Origin of the sequence: Haloferula luteola (genome assembly GCF_014201715.1) — a bacterium.
GTDB lineage: Bacteria > Verrucomicrobiota > Verrucomicrobiia > Verrucomicrobiales > Akkermansiaceae > Haloferula > Haloferula luteola.
In genome coordinates this window covers 1-26,496 of the sequence record NZ_JACHFD010000003.1, presented here as the reverse complement: position 1 = coordinate 26,496, position 26,496 = coordinate 1, and the positions used below count along the sequence as shown (strand labels likewise).

At 59.0% G+C, this 26,496-nt stretch carries 27 protein-coding genes and 1 tRNA gene; 11 read left to right on the top strand and 17 right to left on the bottom strand.

Going from position 1 to position 26,496, the window contains the following annotated elements; genetic code table 11:
• Nucleotides 1-9: 9 nt before the first annotated feature.
• Nucleotides 10-507: a hypothetical protein gene (locus HNR46_RS03560; protein WP_184015866.1), complete on the bottom strand. Its 498-nt coding sequence runs from the start codon at nt 505-507 to the stop codon at nt 10-12.
• 111 nt (nt 508-618) lie between these two features.
• Between HNR46_RS03560 and HNR46_RS03555 the strand changes: the two genes are divergently transcribed.
• Nucleotides 619-1,872, top strand: coding sequence for an FtsW/RodA/SpoVE family cell cycle protein (locus HNR46_RS03555; protein ID WP_221284995.1), 1,254 nt, complete (start codon nt 619-621; stop codon nt 1,870-1,872).
• Here the strand turns inward: HNR46_RS03555 and HNR46_RS03550 are convergent.
• Entirely contained in the window at nt 1,833-2,102 is a 270-nt protein-coding gene (locus tag HNR46_RS03550; protein ID WP_184015864.1) for an Ntn hydrolase family protein, read from the bottom strand. The two genes, HNR46_RS03555 and HNR46_RS03550, sit on opposite strands and share 40 nt — an antisense overlap.
• Before the next feature lie 11 nt (nt 2,103-2,113).
• The gene (locus HNR46_RS03545) at nt 2,114-3,037 is read right to left on the bottom strand and encodes an RluA family pseudouridine synthase (RefSeq protein WP_184015863.1); all 924 of its coding nucleotides are present in this window, start codon (nt 3,035-3,037) and stop codon (nt 2,114-2,116) included.
• Nucleotides 3,038-3,113: 76 nt separating this feature from the next.
• On the opposite strand from HNR46_RS03545, the gene HNR46_RS03540 reads away from it, so the two are divergent.
• Nucleotides 3,114-5,468 carry a serine/threonine-protein kinase gene (locus tag HNR46_RS03540; protein ID WP_184015862.1) on the top strand — a complete coding sequence of 785 codons (2,355 nt, stop codon included), beginning with the start codon at nt 3,114-3,116 and terminating at the stop codon, nt 5,466-5,468.
• Here HNR46_RS03540 and HNR46_RS03535 read toward each other — a convergent pair.
• A complete protein-coding gene (locus HNR46_RS03535; RefSeq protein WP_184015861.1) occupies nt 5,465-6,364 on the bottom strand; it encodes a 3-methyladenine DNA glycosylase in 900 nt (299 codons plus the stop codon). The genes HNR46_RS03540 and HNR46_RS03535 overlap by 4 nt on opposite strands.
• 115 nt (nt 6,365-6,479) lie before the next feature.
• On the opposite strand from HNR46_RS03535, the gene HNR46_RS03530 reads away from it, so the two are divergent.
• From HNR46_RS03530 to HNR46_RS03510, 5 genes are all read left to right on the top strand, one after another.
• Nucleotides 6,480-6,556 (top strand) — tRNA-Met (locus HNR46_RS03530).
• A gap of 396 nt (nt 6,557-6,952) precedes the next feature.
• Entirely contained in the window at nt 6,953-7,612 is a 660-nt protein-coding gene (locus HNR46_RS03525; protein WP_184015860.1) for a type II secretion system protein, read from the top strand.
• A 91-nt stretch (nt 7,613-7,703) separates the two neighbouring features.
• On the top strand, nt 7,704-8,771 hold the full coding sequence (locus tag HNR46_RS03520) for a TIGR04053 family radical SAM/SPASM domain-containing protein (protein ID WP_184015859.1): 1,068 nt from the start codon (nt 7,704-7,706) through the stop codon (nt 8,769-8,771).
• Entirely contained in the window at nt 8,768-10,000 is a 1,233-nt protein-coding gene (locus HNR46_RS03515) for a radical SAM protein (protein WP_184015857.1), read from the top strand. The genes HNR46_RS03520 and HNR46_RS03515 overlap by 4 nt, the downstream gene beginning before the upstream one ends.
• Nucleotides 10,001-10,020: 20 nt before the next feature.
• Nucleotides 10,021-11,247 (top strand): NnrS family protein, encoded by a 1,227-nt coding sequence (locus tag HNR46_RS03510; protein WP_184015855.1) that lies wholly within the window; start codon nt 10,021-10,023, stop codon nt 11,245-11,247.
• Here HNR46_RS03510 and secD read toward each other — a convergent pair.
• The 12 genes from secD to HNR46_RS03450 all read right to left on the bottom strand — a co-directional run bounded on the left by secD (nt 11,232) and on the right by HNR46_RS03450 (nt 21,756).
• Nucleotides 11,232-13,670, bottom strand: coding sequence for a protein translocase subunit SecD (secD, locus tag HNR46_RS03505; protein ID WP_184015853.1), 2,439 nt, complete (start codon nt 13,668-13,670; stop codon nt 11,232-11,234). The two genes, HNR46_RS03510 and secD, sit on opposite strands and share 16 nt — an antisense overlap.
• Before the next feature lie 18 nt (nt 13,671-13,688).
• The gene (gene yajC, locus HNR46_RS03500; protein ID WP_184015851.1) at nt 13,689-14,036 is read right to left on the bottom strand and encodes a preprotein translocase subunit YajC; all 348 of its coding nucleotides are present in this window, start codon (nt 14,034-14,036) and stop codon (nt 13,689-13,691) included.
• Entirely contained in the window at nt 14,033-15,154 is a 1,122-nt protein-coding gene (gene tgt / locus HNR46_RS03495) for a tRNA guanosine(34) transglycosylase Tgt (protein WP_184015850.1), read from the bottom strand. The genes yajC and tgt overlap by 4 nt, the downstream gene beginning before the upstream one ends.
• Before the next feature lie 77 nt (nt 15,155-15,231).
• Complete coding sequence (gene rplI / locus HNR46_RS03490) at nt 15,232-15,708, bottom strand: 50S ribosomal protein L9 (protein WP_184015848.1); 477 nt, start codon at nt 15,706-15,708, stop codon at nt 15,232-15,234.
• 86 nt (nt 15,709-15,794) lie between these two features.
• Entirely contained in the window at nt 15,795-16,895 is a 1,101-nt protein-coding gene (arsB, locus tag HNR46_RS03485) for an ACR3 family arsenite efflux transporter (RefSeq protein WP_184015846.1), read from the bottom strand.
• Nucleotides 16,888-17,310 carry an arsenate reductase ArsC gene (locus HNR46_RS03480; protein ID WP_184015845.1) on the bottom strand — a complete coding sequence of 141 codons (423 nt, stop codon included), beginning with the start codon at nt 17,308-17,310 and terminating at the stop codon, nt 16,888-16,890. The genes arsB and HNR46_RS03480 overlap by 8 nt, the downstream gene beginning before the upstream one ends.
• A 12-nt stretch (nt 17,311-17,322) precedes the next feature.
• Entirely contained in the window at nt 17,323-17,805 is a 483-nt protein-coding gene (locus HNR46_RS03475; protein ID WP_184015844.1) for a DUF6428 family protein, read from the bottom strand.
• Nucleotides 17,805-18,131 (bottom strand): ArsR/SmtB family transcription factor, encoded by a 327-nt coding sequence (locus tag HNR46_RS03470; protein WP_184015843.1) that lies wholly within the window; start codon nt 18,129-18,131, stop codon nt 17,805-17,807. Before HNR46_RS03470 ends, HNR46_RS03475 begins: the two co-directional genes overlap by 1 nt.
• An 80-nt stretch (nt 18,132-18,211) precedes the next feature.
• The gene (gene dmeF, locus HNR46_RS03465) at nt 18,212-19,183 is read right to left on the bottom strand and encodes a CDF family Co(II)/Ni(II) efflux transporter DmeF (RefSeq protein ID WP_221284994.1); all 972 of its coding nucleotides are present in this window, start codon (nt 19,181-19,183) and stop codon (nt 18,212-18,214) included.
• 5 nt (nt 19,184-19,188) lie between these two features.
• Nucleotides 19,189-19,464: a metal/formaldehyde-sensitive transcriptional repressor gene (locus HNR46_RS03460; protein ID WP_184015842.1), complete on the bottom strand. Its 276-nt coding sequence runs from the start codon at nt 19,462-19,464 to the stop codon at nt 19,189-19,191.
• Between the two features lie 74 nt (nt 19,465-19,538).
• Nucleotides 19,539-21,086, bottom strand: coding sequence for a pyridoxal-phosphate dependent enzyme (locus tag HNR46_RS03455; RefSeq protein ID WP_184015841.1), 1,548 nt, complete (start codon nt 21,084-21,086; stop codon nt 19,539-19,541).
• Between the two features lie 49 nt (nt 21,087-21,135).
• The gene (locus HNR46_RS03450) at nt 21,136-21,756 is read right to left on the bottom strand and encodes a bifunctional 4-hydroxy-2-oxoglutarate aldolase/2-dehydro-3-deoxy-phosphogluconate aldolase (RefSeq protein WP_184015840.1); all 621 of its coding nucleotides are present in this window, start codon (nt 21,754-21,756) and stop codon (nt 21,136-21,138) included.
• A gap of 137 nt (nt 21,757-21,893) precedes the next feature.
• On the opposite strand from HNR46_RS03450, the gene HNR46_RS03445 reads away from it, so the two are divergent.
• The 3 genes from HNR46_RS03445 to HNR46_RS03435 all read left to right on the top strand — a co-directional run bounded on the left by HNR46_RS03445 (nt 21,894) and on the right by HNR46_RS03435 (nt 25,471).
• Complete coding sequence (locus HNR46_RS03445) at nt 21,894-23,090, top strand: phosphoglycerate kinase (protein WP_184015838.1); 1,197 nt, start codon at nt 21,894-21,896, stop codon at nt 23,088-23,090.
• A gap of 37 nt (nt 23,091-23,127) precedes the next feature.
• Nucleotides 23,128-23,898: a triose-phosphate isomerase gene (gene tpiA / locus HNR46_RS03440; RefSeq protein ID WP_184015836.1), complete on the top strand. Its 771-nt coding sequence runs from the start codon at nt 23,128-23,130 to the stop codon at nt 23,896-23,898.
• A gap of 1,117 nt (nt 23,899-25,015) precedes the next feature.
• Complete coding sequence (locus HNR46_RS03435) at nt 25,016-25,471, top strand: hypothetical protein (protein ID WP_184015834.1); 456 nt, start codon at nt 25,016-25,018, stop codon at nt 25,469-25,471.
• Nucleotides 25,472-25,621: 150 nt separating this feature from the next.
• On the opposite strand, the gene HNR46_RS03430 is transcribed toward HNR46_RS03435, so the two are convergent.
• Nucleotides 25,622-25,954, bottom strand: coding sequence for a transposase (locus tag HNR46_RS03430; protein ID WP_343076014.1), 333 nt, complete (start codon nt 25,952-25,954; stop codon nt 25,622-25,624).
• 241 nt (nt 25,955-26,195) lie between these two features.
• On the opposite strand from HNR46_RS03430, the gene HNR46_RS03425 reads away from it, so the two are divergent.
• The coding region (locus HNR46_RS03425; RefSeq protein ID WP_184015832.1) for a hypothetical protein at nt 26,196-26,496 on the top strand (301 nt) is incomplete at its 3' end.

The window sequence follows — 26,496 nt, the reverse complement described above, 5'->3', positions numbered from 1 at the left end:
GACGAGGCCTCATTGGCGCCCTGTTTGGTGCCATTGAATCGAGCGCATCACCCAGCCGAGGTCCGGGTCGAGGATCCACTGGGTGTCGAAGTGAAGGATCCCATCAACTGGTGTCACCGAGGGCATTTCGACGATGGCATCGAGGTGGAAAACGACGTGAGCACGATTGCCGTCTCGATCGATCTGATCGAATTCGAGATCTTCCAGAGAAATCCGGCGGACGGTCGTGGCAAAGAAGGCATAGCCTGCGGCCGCTGAGTCGCGCTTGAGCGAGGCGGGTAGGGTTTGGAAGAAATGTTTCGGGGGATGAATTTCCAAACTGGCTGCAAGATGATCGGCGAGGTGGGCCCCCCGGGATTTTCTCCCGATTTCGCTCATTCCCGTTGGAACCTGCACCGTATCGATCAGCGAGGCGACGCGACGCTTGATGATCTGGGTGGGAGAAAACCACCACCAGCTCATCAAGATCAGAGCCAGAATGATGGCGGCACCGGAAACACGTTTCATGGCGTGAACCATGGGTGAGGTGTTGGCTGCGTGCAAGGTGTCGACGCAGCCGACCTCGGTTTGCGGCGTCCTTCAGTGGTCAGGGTTTGTAGACTTGCTAGCAGGGCAGGGATGAGGGACGGTCGCCGCCGAATGACGCCTTTGTTGCGGAAATTGCTCGGGATGAACTGGTGGTTGGTGATCGTGATGTTCGGTCTCCTGGCCACCGGTGTGTTTGCGATCGAGAGCGCTGCCCGACACTTGCCGGAAGGGGGCCATTATTATGCAAACCTGCAGAAAAAATGGATTCTGCTCGGCAGCGGGGTTTACTTCGCCACTGCGCTTTTTGATTACCGATGGTTTCGCTGGTTGGCGCTGCCGATTTATGGCGTGGCCTTGGTGCTCTGCGGAATGATCATGAACTCCGCGTCGGACGTTCACCAGTTCACCATTGGAGGGGTGAGTTTCCAACCCGCCCAACTCGCCATCGCTTCGGGGATCTTGATGCTTGGGTGGCTGCTGCAGGATTTGCCTCGGCTGGGGCGGAAGATCCCGAAAATCGGGTGGCTGCTGGACGAACCGATCACCAAGATCATCCTGGTCGGCGCCATCACCGGCATCCCATTTCTTTTGGTGGTCAAGATGGGGGATATGGGGTCGGCCTTGGTTTGGCTCCCCGTGGCTCTCGTGGCGATGGTGGTCGGCGGGGTTCCGTTCCGATACCTGAGTTTTCTCCTCCTGGTCGGAGCGGCGGCGATTCCACCGCTTTACTACGTGATCTTGCCTCAGGTTTCCGACCGGGGCACCGAGCGGATTGAACTGTTCCTCGATTTGCTGGCCGAGCGTCCCGTCGATATCTCTGACACGGCGTGGGCGCCCTATAACATCGCGATTGCGGTGGGACACGCAGGCTGGAATGGGACCGGGTTCATGGCAAATGCCGACCAGGGCTCCATCCATGATCGCAGGATGATTCCGTTCAAAACGGCCCACAACGACTTCGTGTTTCCGGTTTTCGCAGAGGAGATGGGATTCAAAGGCGGGTTGCTACTGATCTCGGGCTTCACCGTGTTGCTGGTGCTCTGCCTGTTTGTGGCTTCCTACGCCCGTGACCCCATGGGCTGCATGCTCGTGGGGGGAGTCGTCGCTTTGTTTTTTGCGCACGTATTTGAGAACATCGGCATGTGCATCCAATTGATGCCCATCACGGGGATTCCGCTGCCGTTGATCAGCTACTCAGGAACTTTCGTGCTGATGTGCATGTTCCTCCTGGGATTGGTCCAGAGCGTCTGGGTTCACCGAAAGCCGATCAAGGCGGCCGTCGAGATGGATCCCAAGAAAGATGCTCAGGAGCCTGGGCTGATTTTGTCCAGCGACCTGCGATAAGCCTCAAGATCGAAGGGGCGACCAGAACGCAGGACGCGGTCCGTTTCCTCCGCCAGACATCGGGCGACGGCCTCCCGAGCTTCATCTTCCTCCAAGCCCTCGCGGATCAGACGATCGACGGTTTTCGCGACGAAAGGTGTCTGTGGCGAGACGCGTTGCTGGTCGACGGCATCAAGCAAGTCGTGAAAAAAACGATCGGCTTCGTCGTCTTCGTTGAAGGGCAAGTCCATGGTGGTGAAAATCAGCAAGGGAAGGTGGGCGCCATCTGCAACCAAGGGGTGTATTCTGGTGGGATTGGGGCTTCGAAAGCCATGCGCTCGCCGCTGGCCGGGTGATCGAACTCCAATTGCCATGCGTGGAGCATCATGCGCCCGGGCTGGGCCTGTTGGCGGGAGGGTTTGGCATAGAGAGGATCGCCGATCAAGGGGCACCCGAGATGCAGCATGTGCACCCGGATTTGGTGGGTTCTCCCGGTGTGCAGGTCGCACAGCACCAGTGAACTCCGACTTGCAGGGTCGGTCGCCAGCACTTGGTAGTCGGTGATCGAGGCTTTTCCGGCAGGGGGAGTGAGAACGCTCATTTTCATCCGGTTCACCGGGTGCCGCCCGATGTGGGTGAAAATCGTGTCGGCCCGGGGGGATGGGGTGCCTTGCACGACGGCAAGATATCGCTTGGCGGTGGTTCGTCCGGCGAATTGATCAACCAAGGAACGGTGCGCGGTGTCGGCTTTGGCGACCACCATGCATCCCGAGGTATCCTTATCGAGCCGGTGGACGATTCCGGGGCGTTCGACGCCGCCGATCCCTGAAAGTTTGCCTTGGCAGTGATGGAGGAGGGCATTGACCAAAGTGCCGTCAGGATTGCCCGCCGCGGGGTGCACCACCATGCCCTCGGATTTGTTGATCACGATGAGATCTTCGTCCTCATAAAGGACACTGAGAGGAATGTCTTCCGGTTGAGCTTCTGCGGGCACGGCCTCGGGAAGGTCGATGCGAATGATATCGCCCAGAGCCACGGGGTCCCGAGGTTTTGCGGGTTGTCCGTTGCGATGAATATGCTGTTCGCGAATCAACGCCTGAATGCGGGAGCGCGAAAGCTCACTCAGCCGCCCGGCCAGGAAGGCGTCCAATCGGCTGCCGGCATCTCCGTCCACTTCAATTTCCATCCGGCCCGTGTTTACTGGCGATGGCTGGCGGCGGCAAGGCGCGGAGATCAGGTGGAATTGAAGTTTTCACGCGGCGATGGCCGTGGATAGTGCGTTCAAGATGCTGGAAGACGACCCAGAGAACCTGATCCCATGCGACGCGTGTGGTGCGGTGATGGATCTTTCTGAGGTCGGGCCTTTCACCAATGTGGCTTGTCCGGCCTGCGGAGAGCATCATCGGGTGAAGAGGGAGTTCGGGCCTTACCGGCTGGAACGTCGCCATTCAGTCGGGGGCATGAGCATGGTCTTCGTCGCGGTGGATTCGACCTTGGGGCGGGAGGTGGCGGTCAAGATTCTCAGTGAAGAATACTCCTCAGTGACCCGCCGCATGGAGGCATTCGAGCAGGAAGCCCGCATCACCGCCTCGATCAGCCACCCCAATGTGGTTCGGGTTTTCACCACCGGCAGGGCCTTCGGACGATTTTACATCGCCATGGAGTTGGTGCCGGGCGGGCATTTCGAGCAGCCGATTCGAGACCGGGGACGCATTCCGGAGGATGAGTGCCTGCCGCTCGCAGTCGAGGTCGCTTCAGGATTGCAGGCGGCGAAGGCTGCAGGGCTGATTCACCGCGATGTGAAACCTGGGAACATCCTGCTCGACGCCAACGGGTCGGCCAAGTTGGTCGATTTCGGACTCGCTCTGGTCACTCAGGAAGGCATGGCGAAAGCGTCTGAATTCTGGGCAACGCCGTACTACGTCCCTCCTGAGACGGTCGAAGGCCATGTCGAGGACTTTCGTTCGGACATTTATGCTTTCGGGGCGACCTTCTACCATGCCCTTGCGGGCGTGCCGCCATGCGATGAAGAGTCGATGGATACCCTGAGGCTTCGCCAGGCCAAGATGGCCATTCAGCCGCTGCGAGAAGTCGCACCTTGGGTTTCCGAACCGACTGCGAAAGTCATCGACCGATGCATGGCCTATCGGCCTGGGGATCGCTACTCCTCGTACGAGGAGCTACTGGCGGCCTTGCGCGCTGCCAGCCGCGGAGAAAACCCCAGCGAAGGGCTACGAACTCCAAGGACCCGGCGTGCAGCGAGCCGAACGGAGAAAATCGCGATGGTTGCCGGCGGGCTTCTCGGCATCGCCGCCATCGCCATGCTGGGGGTGAATTTGCTCAACTCCTCTCCGGCATCCACAGAGGTGGCCACGCCTTCTTCGCCCACGCCATCGCCTGGCCCAGACTCCACGGATAAGGAAGAGGGTCTCCCGAGGCCGGTCCCTTCACTGGCGTCCGGAATTGTCCGTTCTTACCGTGAAGCGGAAGCGGCCTTGCTGGAGGATCGCTTTGATGAAGCGCGGGGGCTTTATGGAGAGGTTCGCGACCACCCGGAGGTGATGCAGCCGACGGGAATGCAGGCTGCTTGTGAAGCGGTTGCCTGTGCTTGGCTTGCGGGGGAGTCCGCACAGGCAAGGGAGGAACTGCGTGCAGGGCTCGAGCATATTCGGGGGGCGGACACCCTCGATCCTGCGATGAGGGAGGCCTGTTTGGATGCCTTTGCCGCGCTTGTGGAGTTCCCGCCAGTGAGGGTATTCCCCACCACGGGCGATTCCTCCTTGGATCATCTGCTCTTGTGGTTGGCGGCATTGAAAGATTGGGACCAAGGTCGATTTGACATGGCCAGGCCGATGCTGGAAGAGCTGGCCAAGGCAGATGACGAGACGGCGGTGCTCGCCCGTCGCTACCTTTCGGATGATGAGCGGCTGAGGACTGCGGAGCCGGAGAATTATGATCTGCCCCCTGAGGAGGCACGGCAACGAGCCGATGCTTTGGGCGAGTTGGATCGTTCGCTCGCCACTCAGGGTCGGGCTTCCTTTCACGTGAGGACTTGGCGGCTCGGCATGACGCGGGCGGCGGTGAAACCGGTCGAGCCGAAAGGACCCGCTGAGCCCGATGTCCCCGAGGACGTTTGGGGGAATCTTCGTGGCTTGGACTACCAGGGAGCGACCGAAGCTCTCAGTGCTTGGAGCCCGCCGACAGACGATGCGGAGAAGAGTCGGCAATTGCTGATGTCTCTGATCCAGGATGCGGAGTCTTTTTTGAAGGGACTTGAGTCCCGGCGGGTGGCTGCTGAGGGCACGGTGCAGACCCGAGACGGACGAAGCTTTCCAAGAGTTCTACGCGGCGAAGAGGGAGGGATCGTCGTGGCCACCGCCGCAGGAAAAGAATGGCATCTCGGCTGGTCGGAACTCAGTGCCGACGCATTGATTGCGCTGCACCGGGTGGCAGCCTCTTCCTCGGGAGATGGAGCGGATTGGCACGAACAAGCCTTCGCTTTCGACTATCTGAGCGGTGATCCCCAACGAGCCAAAACAGCGGTGGCCAAGTGGTTGGAAACCAGCACTGAGCGTGCTGAGTTCTGGGATCAGGTTTTTCGACGCATTCCGCGCTAGTCGGAGCGGGCCGATAGAACCTGATCAAGCAGGGCAATCAAGGTGTCTCGCAGGGGCGTCGCGAGAGCAGCGAGACGGCGTTGTTCCGTCTCATAGGCGCGACGTCCTTCAGCCGTTTCGATGGCAATGGGTTCAAGATGGAACTCGCTCAAATCGTAGGGGCTCGCCCGCATATCGAGGTCGCGAAACTGCAGGGCCAATTCGAAGCACGCGAACCATAGTTCGGTTCCGACCCATGGCATGGCTTTCCCCGCCCATTTGTAGAGATCCATGTTGGCGTGAACGCAACCGGGTTGTTCGTGATCGGCGCGTGTCCAGAGGCCCGGCTGGAGTTTGTTGAGAGGCTTAGCCTCTGGGGCGAAGAACCGGAATGCATCGAAATGGGAGCACTGAATCGGCCGCGATTCGACGAAGCGATCCACATCTTCCTGGCTCAAACGCAGGGGAGCCGTCTCGTGATGCCGAATATCTTTCCCCCGATAGACCATGGCCCATTCGTGCATCCCATAGCAGCCGAAGTGGGCAGGGCGGTGACGGGTGGAGACCAAGAGATCGCGAATCCAACGGATTCGTTCGAACTCTTTCGACGGGAGGGAAGATGGATCCGCCCACAGCCATCCGTCCGAAAAGGAATATGGGGCTTTCTGCCAACAGGACGGGAGGGGTGTCGATGCTTCCAGTGCGACCCCGATGGGCGGATGCCACTCGCGTAGCTTCGAAAAAGAGAAAGTATAGTAGGTGAAGAGGAAGTCTTCGATCGGATGCGGACGTTGTTCGGCACGTCGCTTGAGAGCGGGCTGAGTGCGGCGCTCCGCGCGCAACGCGTGGTCCTCACGCAGTTGCCGCCAAGTCTCGGCAGTGAGGTAGGTCAGGGTCGGAGGAGCGCTGATCGGCACGTGCCGATTCCAGTCGGAAAAACTTTCCGAGAAAAGAGGTAAAAACCTCTTGCGTGGAGTCGGCTCATGAGTAGTCTGCCGGCCCGCGCCGGAAGGGGCGGACAAAAAAAGGAATCGCGGGGTGGAGCAGCCAGGTAGCTCGTCAGGCTCATAACCTGAAGGTCGTAGGTTCAAATCCTACCCCCGCCACCAATGAAGGGCACTGACTCGTAATGAGTCAGTGCCCTTCGCCTTTTTGAGGAAAAGGTTTTCAAGGATGGTTTTGCGCGAACCAGGAAGGGCCGGAATGAGAACTCGATTTCTCATCCTGATCTCCCTTCAGGATCGACGCTCATCAGCCCGGTCCGATCAGTCATGCTGTTAGGCGGACTTCTTTGAGTAGGGTGCGCACCCCATGGTTCTTGTGGATCGGGTTCCGCGGTCCCTCGGGTCGGCCATGGGGAGGACAGGGTCGTAGGGGTCGGCTCGTTTTGGAAGGTGGGTGTGGCTTGCGAGGATTCCCTGCCCCCTGCAGGGTATTGGGGGCTGGACGCGCCCGCGGCGAAGTGTAGCGTCGCTCTCAGTCCAATGAATCGGCTAAAGACCCACATGAAGAAACCTTCGTCCCGTTCTCGGGGCTTCACGCTGGTGGAGCTCCTCGTTGTCATCGTGATCATCGCGGTGCTGGCTTCGCTCGCGTTTGTGATGGCGAAAAAGGGCATTTCCAAGGCCCAGAGCACCTCGGCTCTCAACCAAATGCGGAACCTGGCGGTGAGCATGGAGATGTTTGAAGTGGACTATCGCACCCCGCCGATTCCGGAGCGGAATCGGGACTCCGGTCGCGACGTGCTGTATGGTGTGCCAGGCGGTGACAATGGCACGGAGATGCTTTTCGGAGCGCTCTTGGGACACGACGAAAATGCAGAGCCCGAGAATCCAAGTGGCGATTTCCTTGCGGGTCGCGATCTCAACTACAAGGACAACTCCTACATTGAGCCGAAGTATGAGGAACAACCTCGGAATGGTGTTTATCGTAAGGACGGTAAAATCTACGACTTCTGGGGCCGCGAGCTGATGATCGCCGTCAATGTGCCGCCCTTCGAAGAAGAAGACACTGGTGGGGTGAACGACAAGGTTCTCAATACGGATGGATTTGCCGAATGGAATGACGTCAAGCCTCTCTACCAGAGCTATGTCATCTGGTCTTACGGCAAGGACGGAGAGAAGGCAGACAATTTCTCCGGTTCCGACGATGTGAAGAACTTCTGATTTTGAGTTTTGAAGCCGCGCAGAATATGCGCGGTAGATCACGTTCACGGCGTGGTCGCCGACCATGGCGCAAGGGCATTGTCCTTGCGCCATGGTTGCTTTGAGTGCTGCACCTCCGGTCGATCCCTTTAGCCAACGTCCCTTTCTGGTTTTCTGGGAGGTGACCCGCGCGTGCGCGCTGGCGTGTCGGCATTGCCGGGCTGAGGCCCAACCGCGACGGCATCCTGACGAGTTGGATGCGCTGGAAGCTCGGGAGTTGATGAAGCAACTTGCCGAGTTGGCACCGCCGATGTTGATCCTTACCGGCGGAGATCCGCTGATGCGCCGCGACGTGCTTGAGCTCGCCCGCTATGGTTCGGATCTTGGATTGCGAGTGGGACTCAGTCCCTCCGCCACTCCACGGCTCCTGAACACGGATTTTCATCGTATCCGGGAGGCTGGAATCCAGCGCATTTCGCTGAGTCTGGATGGTGCCTGTGCGGAGACTCACGACCGATTTCGTGGTGTCGGAGGAACTTTCGAGCAGACCTTGCAGGCGGTGGAGAGAGCCCATCATGCGGGCTTGTCGATCCAGATCAACACGACGCTCACCGGTGCGAATCGGGAAGAGTTCCCTGCATTCAAGGAACTGATGTTCCGGCTCAAGCCCGCCATGTGGAGCGTGTTCCTCTTGGTCCCCACCGGAAGGGCTGGAGCGAAGGAGATGGCGAGCCCGGAGGCGATCGAGGGGGTTTTTCAAGAGCTGGCCGATCTGGTGGGCGAAGCCCCCTTTGCTGTCAAAACGACGGAGGGGCATCACTTTCGTCGAGTCCTCGCCCAACGCGGCAAAGGCGGAACGCGAGGGCGCCAAGGCATGCGTTCCCCCCTCGGCATCCGCGACGGACGGGGAGTGATGTTCATTTCTCACACCGGCGAAGTGAGCCCGAGTGGATTCCTTCCTCTGGTATGCGGCAATGTTCGCTCGTCTCATCCAGGCGAGATTTACCGACATCATCCCTTGTTTGTTAGCCTCCGTGACTCCGACGCGCTCGGAGGAAAATGTGGGCGCTGTGAGTTTCGCCGAATTTGCGGGGGCTCGCGGGCCCGTGCTTATGGCGTCACCGGCGATCCCTTTGCGGAGGATCCTTCCTGCATTTACCAACCCACAGCCATCGCATGATCAACCTCACCCGACTTTGGACCGGGCAGGCCCAGCCTGCCGATCACCTTCGCTATGGCCATGGCCATCAAGCTCCGGGCGCTGCCCGCGAGCGCAAGCCGATCGTGGTCTGGAACATCACCCGCACCTGCAATCTCCGCTGCGTGCACTGCTATTCCGACTCGATGGCGGCTCGCTATCCTGGTGAATTGGAATGGGAGCAAATGCAATCGGTGGTGGCAGATCTCGCGGCTTATAAGATCCCTTCACTGTTGCTTTCCGGGGGAGAACCGACCATTCACCCCCGCTTTCTCGACCTGGTGAATCTGGCCTCGGATGCGGGTCTTAAGCTGACGATTTCCACGAATGGCACGCTGATCACGCCCGAGAAGGCGGCGGCCTTAAAAGCGGCGCAGGTGGCCTATGTGGGAATTTCGTTGGACGGGATTGGGGCCGTGCATGATGAGTTTCGTGGCAAAAAGGGAGCCTTCGAAGCGGCGGTTCGCGGGTTTCGGAATTGCCACGATGTCGGTCAGAAAACCGGGCTGCGGCTGACTTTAACGCGTCACAATGTTCAGAATATCGACGCGATCCTCGACTTCATCGAACAAGAGGAAATTCAGCGAGTGTGCTTCTATCATCTCGTTCCGGCCGGCCGCGGCGGCAAGATGCAATTGCTGGATGCGGTCGAATCACGGCGAGCCATTGATACCCTGATTGCGAAAGTCGAAGACTGGAATCAGAGAGGACAAACCCGTGAGGTTCTCACGGTGACTCAGCCAGCGGATGGGGCCTATTTGCTGGTCCGGATGCGGAGGGAGAATCACCCGCACCTCGCCCAAGCGGAACAGCTTCTGGGGTGGAATGGAGGAGGGGCGAACAGTTCAGGACGGGGAATCGCGAACATTGATACGCAAGGAAACGTTCATCCGGATCAATTCTGGCAGGACGTGATCCTCGGCAATGTGAAGAAGACTCCGTTTTCTTCCATTTGGGACGGCCAGTATGAGCCATCGTCGGCAGTGCTTGAAGAGATTCGTTCCCTGGGAGCATTGAGTTCAGCCGAGCGAAAAGTGCGCATGCATGGTCGCTGCGGAGGCTGCCGTTGGTTCGACCGCTGCGGGGGTGGATTCCGGACCCGGGCGGCATTTGCAAATGTCGACTATTTCGGGTCGGATCCCGGCTGTTATCTCAGCGACGAAGAGATTGCTCCCCAGCTGACCGAGGCGCTTTCGTCTGAGAAGGGCTAGGTGCAGGGAAAGGGGAGACCGTGAAGATCGAACCGATCGCCCGAGAGCCTCACCGAGTGTTTTTTCCTCTCGGCATTGTACTCTCGGTTCTGGGGGTCGCGCTGTGGCCCCTGCATTTCTGCGGCTGGATCGATGGCTGGCCCATGGAGGCACACGCGCGATTCATGGTTCTCGGCTTTGGAGGATGTTTCATTGCAGGTTTCATGGGGACGGCCGGTCCGAGAATGACCGGTGCGTTCCCGTGGAGCTGCTTCGAATGCCTGCTGTTTATCAGCCTCATCAGTGTGATGGCGGGACTGTGGTGGTTTCAACAAATCTCCGTAGCGGACGGCGTTGGAGGCTTCTGGTTGATCGGGCTGACCGTCAGCCTGGTGGTGAGGGGGATCGTTGGCAGATCGAAGCTCCCGCCGCCTGGGCTGTTTTTGGTAGCGGCAGGATGGGGCGGAGCGGCGATGGCGGAGTTCGCTCTCGCCCTGGATGTTCGCTGTCCTTTGGACCCGACCTGGAGAACGTTTTGGCGGCTGATGTTGTTCCAGGGATTTCTGTGGTTGCCCTTGATGGGCTTGATTCCTCTAGGGCTCTCGCGTTTTTGGGGTCAGACTTCTGTCCACGTGCAGGCGCAGGGGAATGTCCGTTCTTGGTTGCGGACGGGCATCCCCTGTTGGCTGGCTGGGGGGATCTTGATTTTCAGCATCGCTCTGGAAGCCATGGGGAGCGGTCGACTGGGGATGGTATTGCGCGTGGTCGCGGTCACCCTCGCGTTTGCCTTCGCGCTTGCGGAAACGGGTTGGAGGAAGAGTGGCGACGCCGGAGAGTTCGCGCTGCGCTGGGTGCCGGCTGCAGCGGCCGTGGGTTGGCTGGCGGCTACCGCCTTGCCCCCGCTTCGAATCGGTCTGTTGCACGCCATGTTCATCGGGGCTGCAGGAGGGGCGGTCTTGAGCGTTGCGACCCGGGTCGTCTTGGGGCAGGCGAGGGGAACCGACTCTGATGGGAGGCCAATGAAAGGGCTCAAGGTCGTCTGGGGGCTACTGCTCTTCACGGCTGCGACTCGATGGACTCCCGAGTTCGTCCCCAAAATCCGCATCTCGCATTTCAACTATGCCGCGTTGGTGTGGAGTGGGACGCTCGTTTTCTGGTCTTGGCGACTTCGGAGTGCGCTCGTAACGGCCCATAAAAACGGCTCAAGGAAGCACCGTCCCTTGAGCCGCGGAGAAAGAAAACGAGATCGAGATCAGGCTTCGGCCTGACCTTTTTCGATCATGCTCGATTCGATGACCTGCTCGCGGAGGTTCTTCTTGCGAGCCGCAATCAACACGACGGGAGAGGCCACGAAGATCGATGAATAGGTGCCGACGACCAAACCAATGAGGATCATCACCGAGAAGTCGCGCAGCCCGGAACTGCCGAAGATGGCGAGAATGGCGACGGTAAAGATGGTCGTCAGGGAGGTCAGCATCGTCCGCGATAGGGTGGCATTGAGAGCCTCGTTCATGAGGTCCTTGATGCGCCCGGTGCTGGTGAGCAGAGATTCGCGGATGCGGTCAAAGACAATGATGGTGTCGTTGATCGAATAACCAGCGATCGTGAGGATGGCGCCCACGTGGATCAGGGAGAGTTCACCGCCAAGCAGGATGACGATCCCCACTGCGGCGATCACGTCGTGGATCAGTGCGAGGAAGGCGCCGAGAGCGAAGGCGAATTCGAAACGCAGAGCGATGTAGACAAAGATGGCGAGAAGGCCAATGCCGAGGGCAACTCCTGAGTTCAAAAGGAATGCCTTTCCTGCGGTGGCAGAGACGGATTCGACGGTTGCCTCGACAAGGTATTTCGTCTCGTCGGAACCCTCGGCGACCGGAACGCGAGTGGCGAGCGGATCAGGGAACGCTTTGCGCATCTGTTCCTCGACTTTGGCGGCATCCTCGGCGGCACAGCGGATGGTCAGCAACTCACCGCTACCTGGGACGCGCTCTTCTTGCACCACGGGATTGGCCGCAAGGTCGAGATCCTTGAGGGCGTTGTCGGCGTCTGAGTGCGGCAAGCTATCAAAGCCTTCAGGGAACTGGAAGCTGATGAGGCTACCGCCGGTGAAGTCGACACCGAGAGCGGCCTCCTTTTTCATGGCGAGGGTGCCAAGGCAACCCAGCACCAAGACGGTCGATAGGGAGAGGGAAAAGCGACGCTTGCCGAGGAAGTCGAAGTTGGATTTCCGGAAGAAGTTCATCAGGGTGACCTTCTTCATCAGGCCTGAGTCGAGCAGCCAGCGGAAGATCACGCGAGTGACCAGGATGGCGGAGAACATCGAACCGACGAGGCCGATGGTCAGCGTCACGGCGAATCCTGACACTGTGCCGCTGGCCTTCCAGAAGAGGATGACGGCGGTGATCAGCGAGGTGATATTGGAGTCGAAAATCGCAGAGAAGGCCTTGGCGTAGGCGGTGTCGATCGCGGTATGCAGCGACTTTCCTGCTTCAATTTCTTCACGGAGTCGTTCGTAAATCAGCACGTTGGCGTCAACCGCCATGCCGATCGTGAGGACGATGCCTGCGATACCCGGCAGGGTGAAGGTGAAGTTGAAGAGGGCCATCGCGCCGAAAATGATGATCGAGTTCACGATCAGAGCGAGGACGGCGATCAGACCCACCGAGCGGTAGTAGATGAACAGGAAGATGGCGGTGAAGGCGAGGCCGGCGACACCAGCGGTGAGCCCTTGTTTCACCACGGCAGCGCCCAGAGTCGGGGAGACCGAGCGTTCTTCGGAGATTTCGAGAGCGTTCTGAAGGGGGTTGAGCAATTGACCGGCGAGCTTGTCGGCAGCTTTGAACGAGTCCTGTCCTTGGATGACGAAGCTTTGCCCGAGCGGGACGGTCTGCACCACAGGCGCCGTGAGGACCTCACCGTCGAGGAGGACCGCAATGCGATCCCGACCCGGGCTCATGCTGCCGGTGAGATTTTCCATTTTCTTCCCACCTTCAGAGGTCAACTTGATGCCGACCTGAAAGTCGGAGCCTTGTTGCTGTGGCCACGCATCGGCCACGTCGGAGCCGCTGATGGCGGTGCGTTTGCTGAGCAGAAGATATTCCGTGAAGGGTTCTCCGTCGCGATCTTCACCTTTGTGTTCGAAGGCGGCATAACCGGGAACCACCTCGTCGCCATCGGCAACGGCCTTGGCGACCATGGCACTTTCGTTGCTGACCTCACGAAGTTCCAGTTTGGCAACCTTCTGAAGGGCCACGCGGACTTCGGCCGCCACTTCCGGTTCCATGCCGGGAACCTGCACGATGATCGAGTCCGTGCCGCTGCTGACCACCAACGGTTCGGAGTTGGGAATCGTGACCGACAAACGCTTTTCGATGACGCGAACCGCTTCGTCGAGGTCGCGTTGGGAAAGCGGGATGGGCTCGCCGGTGGTCTCATCCACATTTGGCTTCACCTTTAGGGTGAATGCCGACCCCCCAACGATATCGATGCCGCCCTTGAGGCTATCCTTCGGCGGCCAGAGCGCGAGCAGGGAAAGCGCGCAGACACCGAGGGTGAGAACCGTGCCGACGTTCCGCTTACGGCGGTCAGAATCGGTCGCGAAGTACCAGATGAAGAGGATCAACAACGCGAGGCCCGAAAGGAAAAGGGCCAACGGGTCGGAAATCAAAGTGACGCCGAGCACGGGAGACATCGTGGGATGGGGAAAGGATTATTTGGATTCGACCGCCTTGGTATCAGCGGCGGGAGCGTCCTTCTTCTGGACGGAGGCAATGGCCTGCTTGTCGAACTCAACCAGCACCCCTTCGGCAATCTTGAGGGTCACGGTCTTGTCTTTGATGTGGTGAACGAGAGCGTGGATGCCGGCGGTCGTGATCACGCGGTCACCGGTCTTCAGGGCATCAATGCGTTTCTGCAGATCTTTGCGCTGCTTCTGCTGCGGACGAATCAGCAGGAAGTAGAACATGACGATCATCAGGACCATCATGACCAGAGGGTTTCCCAAGCCTTTGGGAGCAGGGTTCTGGGCGAGGAATTGAAGCGCGAGAAGTGTGATCATGCCTTGGTGTAACGCCGGATGAAGGAATCTTTGAATTCAAGGAAGTTTCCTGCCTCGATCGCCGCCCGGGCTTGGGCGGTGAGGCCGAGGAGGAAATGCAGGTTGTGAAAGGAAAGCAACCGCAAAGCGAGGATTTCCCCGGCCCGGAAAAGGTGCCGGATGTAGGAGCGGGAGAACCTTGCGACGTGGGGATGAGCGGATTCGCAAAGTGGGCGCGGGTCGCGTTCGAACTCGAGGTTTTTGATGTGAATCGGTCCATCGAGTGTGAACACCTGTCCGTGGCGGGCGACCCGCGTGGGCATGACGCAATCGAACATATCCACCCCACGGCCAATCATTTCGAGAATTTGCGGGGGGGTGCCGAGGCCCATGGCATAGCGGGGTTTGTCCTCGGGTAGGAACGGCACACTGTGGTCGATGGCGCGAAACATTTCCTCTTCGGGTTCCCCGACCGAAACGCCACCGATGGCATAGCCGTCAAATCCTAGGTCGACGAGTTCTCGGGCCGAGCGTTCGCGGAGTTCCGCCCACACGGAACCTTGGACGATGCCGAAGTGGCATTGTCGGCCCTCGCCCGAGCGGGGTTCGTGCTGAGTGATCCATTCCTTGCACCGGCGGGCCCAACGGGTGGTCTGGGCGAGGGAGTTCTCGGCATACTGGCGCTCGCAGGGGTATGGCGGGCACTCGTCGAAAAGCATCGCGATGTCCGAGCCGAGTGCGGCTTGGATCTCCATGCTGCGCTCGGGAGTGAGCAACATTTTGGATCCGTCGAGATGGTTCTGGAAACGCACGCCCTCTTCGGTGATTTTGCGCAATTTGGAAAGCGACCAAACTTGGAACCCTCCAGAGTCCGTCAGAATGGGACGTTTCCAATCGGCAAAACCGTGGAGACCTCCCATCTCGCGAATGAGATCGTGGCCTGGGCGCAACCAGAGGTGATAGGTGTTGCCGAGAATGATCTGGGCTCCGAGCCACTCCAGCTCGTCGGGATGCAGTGTTTTGACCGAGCCCTGCGTTCCGACCGGCATGAAGATCGGAGTTTCCACGACGCCGTGGGCCAAGGCCATACGGCCGGTGCGGGCCTTACTGGAGGGATCGCGTTGGAGAACTTCGAACATGCGGGCGGTGGTTGCTGGCTGACATCAAAACGGGCGGACCCCAGAAAGGATCCGCCCGTCGGGAAGAAATCAATCGATCACTCGTCGCCTTCGGCAGCACCTTCGCCTGCCTCGACGTTGATCGTGAGGGTGGTCGTCACCTCGGGGTGCACGCGAACCACCACTTCGTTTTTGCCGGAGCGCTTGATCGGCTTTTCGAGCTCGATGGCGTGGCGGTCCAGTTCGATGCCGGCCGCTTCGAGCTCCTTGTGGATGTCGATCGAAGTCACCGAACCGAAAGCCTTGCCACCTTGACCGGTGGAAAGGGTGAACTTCGGACGAAGCTTGGAAATCTTGGTGGCCAGTGCCTGAGCGGCTTGAAGCTCTTCGGCTTCGCGCTGGGCGCGGGCGGCCTTGAGGTCTTCAACGTGCTTAAGGTTTTCCTCGGAAGCCTCATAGGCTTTGCCTTGGGGAACCAGGAAGTTGCGCGCGTAGCCGGCGCGGACCTTGACGACATCGGCTTCGGCGCCGAGTCCTTCGATCTTTTCGCGGAGAATCACTTGTGCGTTTGCCATGACGTCTAATGGTCGTTCGTGGGGGCGGGGAGGTAGTTGTAGGGGGATTTCCAGTCAAGGAAAATGGTGAATTCCCCTTAGAAAACTCAATCTTTTGGGCTTGAGAGGGGAGAGATCTCCGTTTCAGGTCTCCCTGGGAAGATCCGTCGTCGAAGTGCGCTCGAAGCATGAACGAGGGCAATGAGGGCTGGAACTTCGACGAGCGGCCCGATCACCGCGGCGAATGCCACTTTGGAGTCGACGCCAAAAACAGCGATGGCGACGGCGATGGCCAGCTCAAAGTTGTTGCCTGCCGAGGTGAAGGCAATGCTGGCGGTTCTCGGATAATCCGCACCCCACCGCGAGGCCATGAGGAAGCTGACGAAGAACATCACGGCGAAATAAATGAGCAAGGGGATCGCGATGCGCAGTCCATCAAGGGGCAGGGCGACGATTTCTCGGCCCTGAGTGGTGAACATCAGGACGATGGTGAAAAGCAGCGCAACGAGCGTCAGGGGGGCAATTCGCGGAAGGAATCGGGACTCATACCATGCGGATCCTTTGAGGCGGGTCAGGCCCCAGCGAGAGAGCATGCCGGCAAGAAATGGGATCCCCAGATAGACGAGCACCGAAAGGAAGACTTCCCGCATGGAGATATCGACCACAGCTCCCTGCAGACCGATCCACGGGGGAAGCACCGTGATGAATAGCCAAGCGTAGGTGCTGTAAAATAGGACCTGAGCGATGCTGTTGAGTGCCACCAAACCTGCGGCATATTCGGCGGAGCCTTTTGCCAAGTCATTCCAGACCAGAACCATGGCGATGCAGCGAGCGAGGCCAACCAGGATCACTCCGATCATGTATTCCGGCTGGTCCCGAAGCAGCAAGACGGCGAGGATCCACATGAGGACCGGTCCGATGATCCAATTCTGAACGAGGGATAGCCCGAGAAGCCGAGGGTTGGAGAAAACTCGCGGGAGTTCTTCGTAGCGAACTTTCGCCAAGGGAGGATACATCATGACGATCAGTCCGATCGCCAAGGGCACGTGGGTCGTGCCGAACATCATCGGGGCAAAAAATGCCTCAGGATCGTGAATCACATACCTTCCCAGGACGACTCCGAGGACCATCGCGGCGAAGATCCAAACGGTCAGGTAGCGGTCGAGAAACGACAGTCGCGAAACCACCGATGGTTCTTTTTTACGCATGGGAGGCGAGGCGGCCATCGGCGTAGGCGGTGAAGACCTTCAGGATTTCGTCTCGGACTCGTCGAAAGACGACCCGCTGTTCCTCCTCGCTTCCCGTGGCGTGGGCGGGATCGTCGAAGGGGTAGTGGAGTCGATGCGCTTGGCCGGGAAAGGTCGGGCAAATCTGGTCGGCATTGCCGCAAACAGTGATGACGGTTTCCACCGGTCGGTCGAAGAATTGCTCCCATGACTTGGAGCGGTGAGAATGGAGATCGATGCCGATCTCAGCCATCACTTCCACTGCCAGCGGATGGACGTAACCCGCCGGCTTGGAGCCTGCTGAGGCGACCTCAATTCGCGGGCCAAGGGCTCGTTGGAGAATGCCTTCTGCCATGTGCGAGCGGCAGGAGTTTCCGGTGCAAAGGACGAGAATCATCGGGAGACAGAGTTAGCAACAACCGGAACCAGGAGTGCAAAGAGCCTTCTGACCGGGAAGAGGAGGCAAGGTGAAATCGGGCAAGCAGATGTCTTTGGCCAGGCAGTCCGTGTGTTTGAACTCGGTGTGAAGACGGAGGGAGTGGCCGGTGACTTCGACCTTCAAGACGGGAAGTTGTGTCCAGTGGGGGACTTCCCATTCGATCTCGATCGGCAAGTCGGAGCTCGGAAGGAGGGTCTGCGCCCGTTCGAGGATGCGCGCCAATTTCTCTGCGGAAAGTCGGTGATCGATATCATCGGCCACCCATGCCTGCAGACTGCTCCATTCCAAGGTGTGGCGTTGGCCTCCGCAATCGAGGAAGGACTTGGAGACATGTCCCACTTCGGTGATGTGAAAATGGGCGGGGATGGACTCTCCGTTCGGGAGCACCACTTCGACGGCATGTTGAGGATGGCTTCGGAGGGTAGTGAGCAAGGATCGATAGGTCGCTCTCATCAAAGGGAACAGGATTCGGATTCAGATTCGCATCCGCAGCTGGAGTCGGAAGCCGCGATGTCTTGGATGCAATGGAGGAAAGTCGGGAGGCACTCACAGGCCAGCTGGTAGATCACTTGCTGACCTTGCTTTTCACAGCGGATCCAGCCCGCTTTCCGCATCAGAGTGAGGTGTTTGGAGACCGTCGACAAATCGCCTCCGACATGCGCTTGGAGAGCACCGACGCTTTGGGTGCCGGAAGCCAACAGTTGGACGATTTCAAGGCGGGTGGGATGGGCCAGAGCCTTGATGACCTGAACGAGGCGGTCGCTTTCCAATGCCTTCATGGCTTGGCGAAATGGCCAAGTTTGGCAAAAATGGCAAGTCTTTCTTCGGGCGATCGCGATCTCAAGTGCCTCTCGAGATGCTATTTCACCCGGTGGATTTCGAGGGTCACGTGCTGGAAATCATCGAGGTGAAGCATTTCGCGGAAATCATCCGGGCTTCGCTCGGTGCGAGTGGCGACACTTGCCATCAAACAATGCAGTTGAGGTCCGATCTCCCACGCATGGAGATCGGTAACGCGGCTGAGCCCATCCGCTTCAATCGCCGATCGGATCCTCTCAAGCTTGGATTCAGGCAGTTGGCGATCCAACAAGCTTCGGCTGGTTTGCCGAAGGAGTCCGATGGACCAGCGACCGACAAGGAGCGATCCGAGAATTCCCATGACCGGATCCATCCAGATCCAGCCAAAATATTTGGCTGCGAGCAGTGCGACGATCGCAGTCACCGAGGTCAGGGCATCTGCCATGACGTGAAGGTAGGCGGAGCGAAGGTTGTGGTCGTGGTGCCCGTGGTCGTGCCCGTGGTCGTGCCCGTGGTCGTGCCCGTGGTCGTGGTCGTGGTCGTGGTCGTGGTCGTGATGATGGTCGTGATGATGGTTCTCTCCTAAGATGAACACCGACGCACCATTCACCACTAAGCCGACGATGGCCACGAAGATGGCGTGGTCGAAGGCGATGGAGGTCGGAGAAATGAGACGTTCGATGCTCTCCCAAGCCATACCGATGGAGAACATGGCGAGGAGGACGGCTCCCGTATAGCCGCCGAGGGCGTTCACTTTGCCGGTGCCGAAGCTAAATGAAGGATCGCCCGCATGACGGCGTGCATAGTAGTAAGCAAAGGCATTGATGCCCAGCGCGACGGCGTGTGAGGCCATGTGAATCCCGTCGGCCAGCAAGGCCATGGAGCCGAAGCGAATTCCCGCTCCAACTTCGATGACCATCATGGTCATGGTGAGAGCGATGACGGCGAGCGTGCGGGATTCACCGGGCTTCTTGAGATCCTGGCCGAAGCGATGGTCGTGGATCCAACGTGAGATTTCTGAATCGTGCATCATCGGAATTATTTGAGGTAGCTGTGAAGAATCTCCCTGAGGTCCCGGGATGCGGCCTTGATGGGCTCGCTCGCGCTGGCCTCCTGCTCAATGTGATGGACGATGTGTTCTTCCATCAGCTGACGGGTCAGTGAATTGAGCGCGCCTCGGCAGGCCGCGGTGTTTTGCAGGATTTTGTAGCAGTCCTCGCCATCAACGAGCATGCGTTCGATGCCTTCGAGCTGTCCCTTCAGGCGTCGGACCCTTTGGATCAGCTTGGTGTTGTCCCCGGACAAATGTGCCATGACTGGTCCTATACTGGGGTAGGGTATTGGCGCAAGCCCTCAGCCCAAATGGAGAAGGGTTGGATATCAGCCTCTCAGCTCCCCTGACCGAGCAGGCGACCCGTCGTCTCGGGATCGAGGGGTTCGCATAACCGGTAGCCCTCTCCTGTTCGGAAGCTGCCCTCAAGAAACGATTGGGCAGCCTGCGAAGAGGGGAATTCGATGCCGATCAGAGCGCGTCCAATGCGTTCACCGGAACTCCGGTAATTGAAGTAGCAGAGGTTGGCGTCCGAGGGGAGATGGGCGCGAAGGAAGTCGCGAAGCGCTCCTTCCCGTTCATAGAAATCGAGGCGCAAGAAAACCGGGTGTGACAGGAGGTCTTGACGGAGCGGAATGGCACGAAATCGCACATCCACGGCATCTTCCCGCAACCGCCATTCGAAGCCTTGCCCGTTGAGGCGCGTCGATACGGCATCCAGGTCCTCGGTGGAGTCGGTCTGTAGGGTGAAGACCGGCCATGCATCGCGTTCACTGGTTTTGCCGTATTGGAAATCGACGATATTTGCACCAGCGAATGCCGAATGGAGCAGCTGAAGCATGGCTCCCGGGCGCTCTGGAATGCGCACGCTCAGGGTTCGTGTGCGAGCTCGGCCGGACGTTTGAGATAGTGCCAGCTGTCCGAGCTTCAGGAAGTCGATGTTCGCTCCACAAAGCACCACGAGTACTCGCTTTCCCTGAAGTGATGAAGATTCCTTGAGGGCTCCCGCGAGGCCCATGGCCCCGGAGGGTTCCGCGATGCATCGCAGGCCTTCCCAAAGGCAGCGGATGGCTCCGACGACTTCGTCGTTGGTGACGGTGATCAGTCGGTCGAGACGGGACTGCAATATCTTGAACGGATGGCTGCCAATTTTGCGGACGGCAGTTCCATCGCAAAAAAGATCCACCTGATCGAGGGTCACCGGTTCGCCCGCCGTGGCGGCAGCTCCCATGCAGGCCTGATCGATACCTTCGACGCCGACGATCTCGATTTCCGGCCAATACGTTTTGAGCCATTCGGAGACGCCCGCCGCCATGCCGCCGCCCCCGATTTGGAGATAGGCCACGTCGAAAGGGCCTTGCCCGGAAAGCACCACTTCATCGGCCAAGGTGCCTTGCCCGGCCATGACTTTGAGGTCGTCGTAGGCGTGGACATAGGTCGCGCCGGAAGCTTCGGCACCGGAAAGGGCGGCGGCCATGGCTTCATCGTAGCTATCGCCGGATAGGATCACTTCCACTTGTTCGCCGCCGAGACGACGGACTGCCTCGATTTTGACTCGAGGGGTGGAGCGGGGCATATAAATCCGTGCGAAGACACCTAACCGAGCGGCGGCGAGGGCGACTCCCTGAGCGTGATTGCCAGCAGACGCCGTGGCGACGCCCCGCGCTTTTTCCTCAACCGACAAAGACGCCATGCGGTTGGCGGCTCCCCGCCATTTGTAGGCTTTGATTGGGGAGATGTCCTCACGCTTGATCCAAATATCGAGCCCTTCGATGCCGAGAGCATCCAAAGGAGTGGGCTTTCCAAAATGATAGACCCGCTCGCGAGCCAGGAGGATTTCCTGACGAAGGCGGCGGTTGGCGGAGAGAGCTTCACCGGTTTCCACAGCCCCAAGCTGCGCGAAACCGGCGACAGAGCAATCCGCGAGTTTGGGGTCAAACTGCGGCGAGGGCTTCCCGGGTCAGCCAAGTGATTTCCGCCCAACGCTTTTCCTTCACCAAAACACTATCCACCATCCAGCTTCCACCAATTGCTCCCACCACCGAGAGGTCGAGATATTCGCGCATGTTGGCGCGGTTGATGCCTCCGGTAGGGATGAACTTCACTCCGGTGTGGGCGTAGGGGCCGGCGAGGGCCTTGAGGAATTTCGGCCCACCGGCTGGGCCGGCCGGGAAAAACTTGAGCAAGTCGCACCCGAGTCCGAGGGCTTCTTCGATATCTGTGGGGGTCATCACCCCTGGGCAGAAGGGAAGCTCCAGTTCATTGGCCTTGGCCAGAACTTGAGGATTGAGGCCAGGGGCCAATCCAAAGGTAGCTCCGGAATCTTTGGCACGTTGGACCTGTTCTGGGCACAAGAGTGTTCCTGCCCCGACGATGATTTCAGGGCGGTCGTTGGCGATTTTTTGAATGCAATCGGCCGCTGCATCAGTGCGAAAAGTGATCTCCATCACATTGAGTCCACCTTCCAACAGGGCATCCGCCAGGGGCTCGGCATCTTCGACGTGATCCAATACCACCACCGGGCAAATCCGCTTCTCAAGAATTCCTTCGATCATGAAACCGAGGTTAAAGGCTCGAAAGCCTCCCGAGGCAAGTGTTCGTTCCGTCAAATCGAACTCCCTCCGTCATCCAGGCCCGATGGTCCACCCGATGCTTGACTCTCGTCGACGCGAGGTGCAGCACTCCCGCCGCCATGGCTAAACTCTCGATTCAGAATCTCGACGTCAAAGGCAAGGAAGTGCTCATGCGTGTGGACTTCAATGTTCCGCTCAAAGATGGAGCCATTACCGATGACACCCGGATCCAAGCCGCCGTTCCATCCATCCGTCATCTCATCGAGGGCGGAGCCAAGTTGGTGCTGTGCTCGCACCTCGGTCGTCCGAAAGGTGAGCCCAAACCGGAGTTTTCCCTGGCACCTGCGGCAGCACGCCTCTCGGAGTTGCTCGGCAAGTCGGTGACCATGGCTCCAGATTGCGTGGGTGAAGAAGTGGCCGCCTTGCGCGCAGGGTTGGCTGAGGGCGACGTGCTTCTCTTGGAGAACACACGCTACTATTCCGCGGAGGAAAAGAACGACCCGGAGTTCGCCAAGCAACTCGCCGGATCGGCGGAGATTTTTGTCAACGACGCCTTTGGCACCGCTCACCGTGCGCACGCCTCTACCGAGGGAGTGACCCATTTTGTTGCTACCAGCGCGATGGGCTTCCTGCTGGCTCGGGAACTGGAGTATTTGGTCGACAAGCTGGCCGAGCCCCAACGTCCATTCTTGGTCATTATGGGTGGGGCCAAAGTTTCTGACAAGATCGAGGTGATCAACGCCCTCATGGCGAAGGCGGATGCCTTCATCATTGGTGGAGCCATGGCCTACACCTTCCGCAAGGCCCAGGGCTACGAGATCGGAAAAAGCCTGGTGGAGAACGACAAGCTTGAGCTCGCCCTCGACATTCTCAAGAACGCCGACGCCAAGGGCGTGCGTTTCTTGCTCCCGGCCGATACTCGCATCACGCAAGAATTCAAGGACGGTGCCGAAACCCAAGTGACGGCTCCTTACGCCGAGGGTGGGGCGATTCCTGCGGATTGGGAAGGCATCGACATCGGCGACCAAGCCATTGAGGACTTCGTCAAGGAGGTCAAATCCTCGAAGACCATCGTCTGGAACGGTCCCATGGGAGTGTTTGAGATTGGCAGCTTCGCCAAGGGCACCCAGAAGGTGGCCGAAGCGGTGGCTGCGACCGATGCAGTGACCATCGTCGGTGGCGGCGACTCCGTCACGGCGGCCAACAAGTTTGGCATCGCCGACAAAGTCACCTTCATTTCCACTGGAGGCGGTGCCTCCCTTGAATTGCTCGAAGGCAAGGAACTGCCCGGTGTGGCAGCTCTTGATGAAGCCTAATGGCATGGTGGATGCTGTAACCAACTGAAATCAAAGCATGAACCGGAAGCCGATTTTTGCCGCCAACTGGAAAATGAACAAGGGTCCCTCCGAAACGGAGGATTTCGCCCGTGCTCTTCTTCCTCACGTTCAGCACCAGACCTTTCCGTGCGACCTGGTCATTGCTCCGCCCTTCGTTTCGTTGGCCAAGGCCAGTGAGCTTTTTGGCAATGTCACTGCCGTGGCGTTGGCCGCTCAGAACTGTTCGGAGTATGATAGCGGTGCCTACACGGGAGAAGTGAGCGCAGTGATGCTCAAGGAGTTCTACGTTCACTACGTGATTCTGGGGCACAGTGAGCGTCGCTCCATCTATGGTGAGACCGACGACGTGATCAACGCGAAGATGCTCAAAGCTCGCGAGTTCAAGCTGAAGCCCATCTTCTGCATCGGCGAGACTCTTGCTGAGCGCGAAGGGGGTCAGCTGGAAGAAGTGCTTCGCCGTCAGGTCACCAAGGGCCTTGCAGGATTCACTGAAAAGGATTTGCAGGAAACCGTGATCGCCTACGAACCGGTGTGGGCCATCGGAACCGGTGTGACGGCAAGCGCCGAGCAAGCACAGGAAGCCCATGCATTTGTGCGTTCGTTGGTGGCGGAAGCCTTCGGTGGCGAGCCCGCAGCCAAAATTCGCATCCAATACGGCGGCAGCGTGAAGCCTGCCAATGCCGCGGAGCTCATGGCCTGCCCGGACATTGACGGAGCCCTGATTGGGGGTGCAGCACTCGAAGCCTCTAGCTTCCTCCAAATCATCGAGAATGGCACCGCTTCCTAATCGGAAGTTTGCCTAACGAATCCTTGGAAGGTCGCGGAGTTCTCCGCGGCCTTTTTTTAGGGAGTGCGGGAGAGATCCTTTCGACAGGGGATCCGTGAAACGACCATGGGAATCGAAGAAGACACTCAGGTGGCTCCCTGGCTTCCACGGCGTTCCAGGTGGGTTGGTGAGGAAGAGCTTTTCAGCCTCGCTGGTGCGCCATCAAGGCAGGGACAGCGCAGTTCATCGATCCGGTTTCCAAGAACCCTAATGGGCAGCAGCCGAAGATTTCCCCCAGATCCGGGAGCGGGAAACTTCGAAGGAGTTCGCCAGTCGCCCTTTTGCCGAACCGGCTTCACGAAGGTCGCGAACTCCACAGCGAGCATTGTGAAGCGGTGGTGGGCGCCACACAGGAAAACTCACCGATCACCGTGCGTCACAAAAAATGGAGGGGAGGCTTCTTGGAGTGAGGAGAGAGCAGGGTGGGGGGATGGTTTCGCGAAATGGTGATACGGAGGGGTGCAGGTCGGCTCTGGGCGAGGATTGGACGCTCTGGAAGCTCGAGTTTCCATAAAGATCAGGACTCAACTCACTGGGGAGACCTGCTCGGAGCGAATCCTACTTCCATTCCCTCTCCGGAGCTTCTCTCGAGTTTCACCATATTCAGAAAAGGCGAAGGCCTGTGAGCTTTTCTGCTCAAGGGCCTTCATCGTATCCCGCCTAGGACTCGAACCCTCATGTCAAGGTCTCACTCCAGCTCGTGCTGGGAGGTGGTCGAGCGAGCAGTCGCCCATGGTCACGGAGCGAAGCAGGGCGAAGAGGAATCCCGCTCCACTGAATTTGTGGGAATGCCTGACGATCAGGCCCAATGATCTTGCGATGAATTCGAGATCTGGGAGACTCGGAAAGAAGTTGGCACCGAACATGCCGATTTTGCCGGAGCTCTATCCCTATCAAGCCTCTTCTCGTTTTTTGTGAATTCAATCGACTGACAACCCATCGATTGTCGCACTAGGTTGACGCGAATGACCGCTGCCCCGCTCGGAGTCGGAGTCGAATTCTCACCGTGATTTCAATCCTCAAACCACAGTCAACGCGCGGCTGCCGTCAGGCAGTTGGTGCTATGACGCGCCAGAAGATGAAACTCCTCCACGCAATCCTCTTTGCAGCGACGGCTCTTCATTGCGCAGCCGAGGACCAAGGGGAAGGCATCTCGATTTCTTCACAGTTGGGTGCCGGATTTGGCAAGATGATCGAGATTGAGGGGCGAATTGTCGACGATCAGGACACTCGCCTTCGCGCGCACCTCGGCAAGAAGCTCATTGAGGTGAAGCGGGTCGGAACGCACGCACTGACGAAACCGATAGTGATCGAACTTCTTGTGTTTGGATGGATCGATATTTCGATTCCTGAGCGTGGCACCGTTGCTCGATTTCGCGGATATGAGACAGGAGGATTCACCGGGATTCCCAACGAGGCATTCGAGGATGTTCCTTTCGTGCCGACGACCGCACACCACTTTCAAAGTCGGTTTCAGGTTACCAAGTTGCTGAAACAAAAAGGCCAAACGAGACCATCGGAAAACCCCGGTTGAGCCCGTCATACCGTTGCCTTCCGATGGTGCCGAGTGATGGACGTCGTTTTCGATTTCCGGGCGGGCGTTTCCCTTGCGGGGTCGTGGCACCTGGTGATGGGCTCCTGTGACGCCCTGCCGGGGCCACCCATGCTGTGAGGCAAGGGGGATTCACCCCGTGGCGGGCTCGCCGGTGGCGTAACCCGGCCGAGAGAGAGCGATTTTGCCTAGGTTGTGCACGATATCGTCGAGTCGGCACTGGGCGGAGACCTTGCGACGTCCTCGATCGTCGAAACGGTTCATGGCTTTGGCATGGCGGATGTTGGCGAGAGCGGGTTCGATGATGCCCATGCGGTGGCTGTAGCGTTCGCGGCCTCCGGAATTGTCGACCTTGCTTCGCATCCCGTCGCAGAGAGGACGGCCGGATTCGGTGCGGATGGAGAGGGGGTGCCGGGTCGCGCCTGCCCGCGCCGGGTCGCAGGCATTTTTTCCGCAGCCCGAGATAGAGCAGAAGTCGGAGTCGATGCCGTTCTTTCCCCAATCACTGGATGGGAAGGGATCTTATTCGGTTGCGAGTTGCGAGAACTCTGGCCGGAGCTCCAGCTTCAGGATGGGAGGGATCTGAGGACGGCCCACAAGGTGGAAGACGGGGACAGCATGCTGGTGCGAATGGAGCTTCGACCCTTGGAGTCCACGGAATGATGGGCTCCAAACTTCGAGCGAGTGCGTCGCCTCTGGATGTGAAATGAGAGTGCCGAAACAGCGATTCCAGCCGCTCCCCCAAGGTCTGTTCTCAGCCGTCAGCACTCTGGAATCGGCGGAATCTGCATTTGCCGCAGCCGATGGGGGTTGGATCGCTGATCGAATGATGGGCCTCGGGCCTCATCTCCAACCGCAGTTTCCGCTGGTCGCCCTCCCACGCGACCAAGGGCGGCAGCGTGCCTTGATGAGCGGAGGCCGGGACCATCAGGAAAGGGAAGCCGCCGGCGCCTTGCCGACCTCGTGCGGTATCCTGCCGGACCTTCTTCAAGGCTTCTTCAACGCCT

Coding starts and splice junctions, on each gene's coding strand:
- HNR46_RS03560 (WP_184015866.1), bottom strand. CDS start 507: ATGAAACGTGTTTCCGGTGCCGCCATCATTCTGGCTCTGATCTTGATG.
- HNR46_RS03555 (WP_221284995.1), top strand. CDS start 619: ATGAGGGACGGTCGCCGCCGAATGACGCCTTTGTTGCGGAAATTGCTC.
- HNR46_RS03550 (WP_184015864.1), bottom strand. CDS start 2,102: ATGGACTTGCCCTTCAACGAAGACGACGAAGCCGATCGTTTTTTTCAC.
- HNR46_RS03545 (WP_184015863.1), bottom strand. CDS start 3,037: ATGGAAATTGAAGTGGACGGAGATGCCGGCAGCCGATTGGACGCCTTC.
- HNR46_RS03540 (WP_184015862.1), top strand. CDS start 3,114: ATGGCCGTGGATAGTGCGTTCAAGATGCTGGAAGACGACCCAGAGAAC.
- HNR46_RS03525 (WP_184015860.1), top strand. CDS start 6,953: ATGAAGAAACCTTCGTCCCGTTCTCGGGGCTTCACGCTGGTGGAGCTC.
- HNR46_RS03520 (WP_184015859.1), top strand. CDS start 7,704: ATGGTTGCTTTGAGTGCTGCACCTCCGGTCGATCCCTTTAGCCAACGT.
- HNR46_RS03515 (WP_184015857.1), top strand. CDS start 8,768: ATGATCAACCTCACCCGACTTTGGACCGGGCAGGCCCAGCCTGCCGAT.
- secD (WP_184015853.1), bottom strand. CDS start 13,670: ATGTCTCCCGTGCTCGGCGTCACTTTGATTTCCGACCCGTTGGCCCTT.
- yajC (WP_184015851.1), bottom strand. CDS start 14,036: ATGATCACACTTCTCGCGCTTCAATTCCTCGCCCAGAACCCTGCTCCC.
- tgt (WP_184015850.1), bottom strand. CDS start 15,154: ATGTTCGAAGTTCTCCAACGCGATCCCTCCAGTAAGGCCCGCACCGGC.
- rplI (WP_184015848.1), bottom strand. CDS start 15,708: ATGGCAAACGCACAAGTGATTCTCCGCGAAAAGATCGAAGGACTCGGC.
- arsB (WP_184015846.1), bottom strand. CDS start 16,895: ATGCGTAAAAAAGAACCATCGGTGGTTTCGCGACTGTCGTTTCTCGAC.
- HNR46_RS03480 (WP_184015845.1), bottom strand. CDS start 17,310: ATGATTCTCGTCCTTTGCACCGGAAACTCCTGCCGCTCGCACATGGCA.
- HNR46_RS03475 (WP_184015844.1), bottom strand. CDS start 17,805: ATGAGAGCGACCTATCGATCCTTGCTCACTACCCTCCGAAGCCATCCT.
- HNR46_RS03470 (WP_184015843.1), bottom strand. CDS start 18,131: ATGAAGGCATTGGAAAGCGACCGCCTCGTTCAGGTCATCAAGGCTCTG.
- dmeF (WP_221284994.1), bottom strand. CDS start 19,183: ATGATGCACGATTCAGAAATCTCACGTTGGATCCACGACCATCGCTTC.
- HNR46_RS03460 (WP_184015842.1), bottom strand. CDS start 19,464: ATGGCACATTTGTCCGGGGACAACACCAAGCTGATCCAAAGGGTCCGA.
- HNR46_RS03450 (WP_184015840.1), bottom strand. CDS start 21,756: ATGATCGAAGGAATTCTTGAGAAGCGGATTTGCCCGGTGGTGGTATTG.
- HNR46_RS03445 (WP_184015838.1), top strand. CDS start 21,894: ATGGCTAAACTCTCGATTCAGAATCTCGACGTCAAAGGCAAGGAAGTG.
- tpiA (WP_184015836.1), top strand. CDS start 23,128: ATGAACCGGAAGCCGATTTTTGCCGCCAACTGGAAAATGAACAAGGGT.
- HNR46_RS03435 (WP_184015834.1), top strand. CDS start 25,016: ATGAAACTCCTCCACGCAATCCTCTTTGCAGCGACGGCTCTTCATTGC.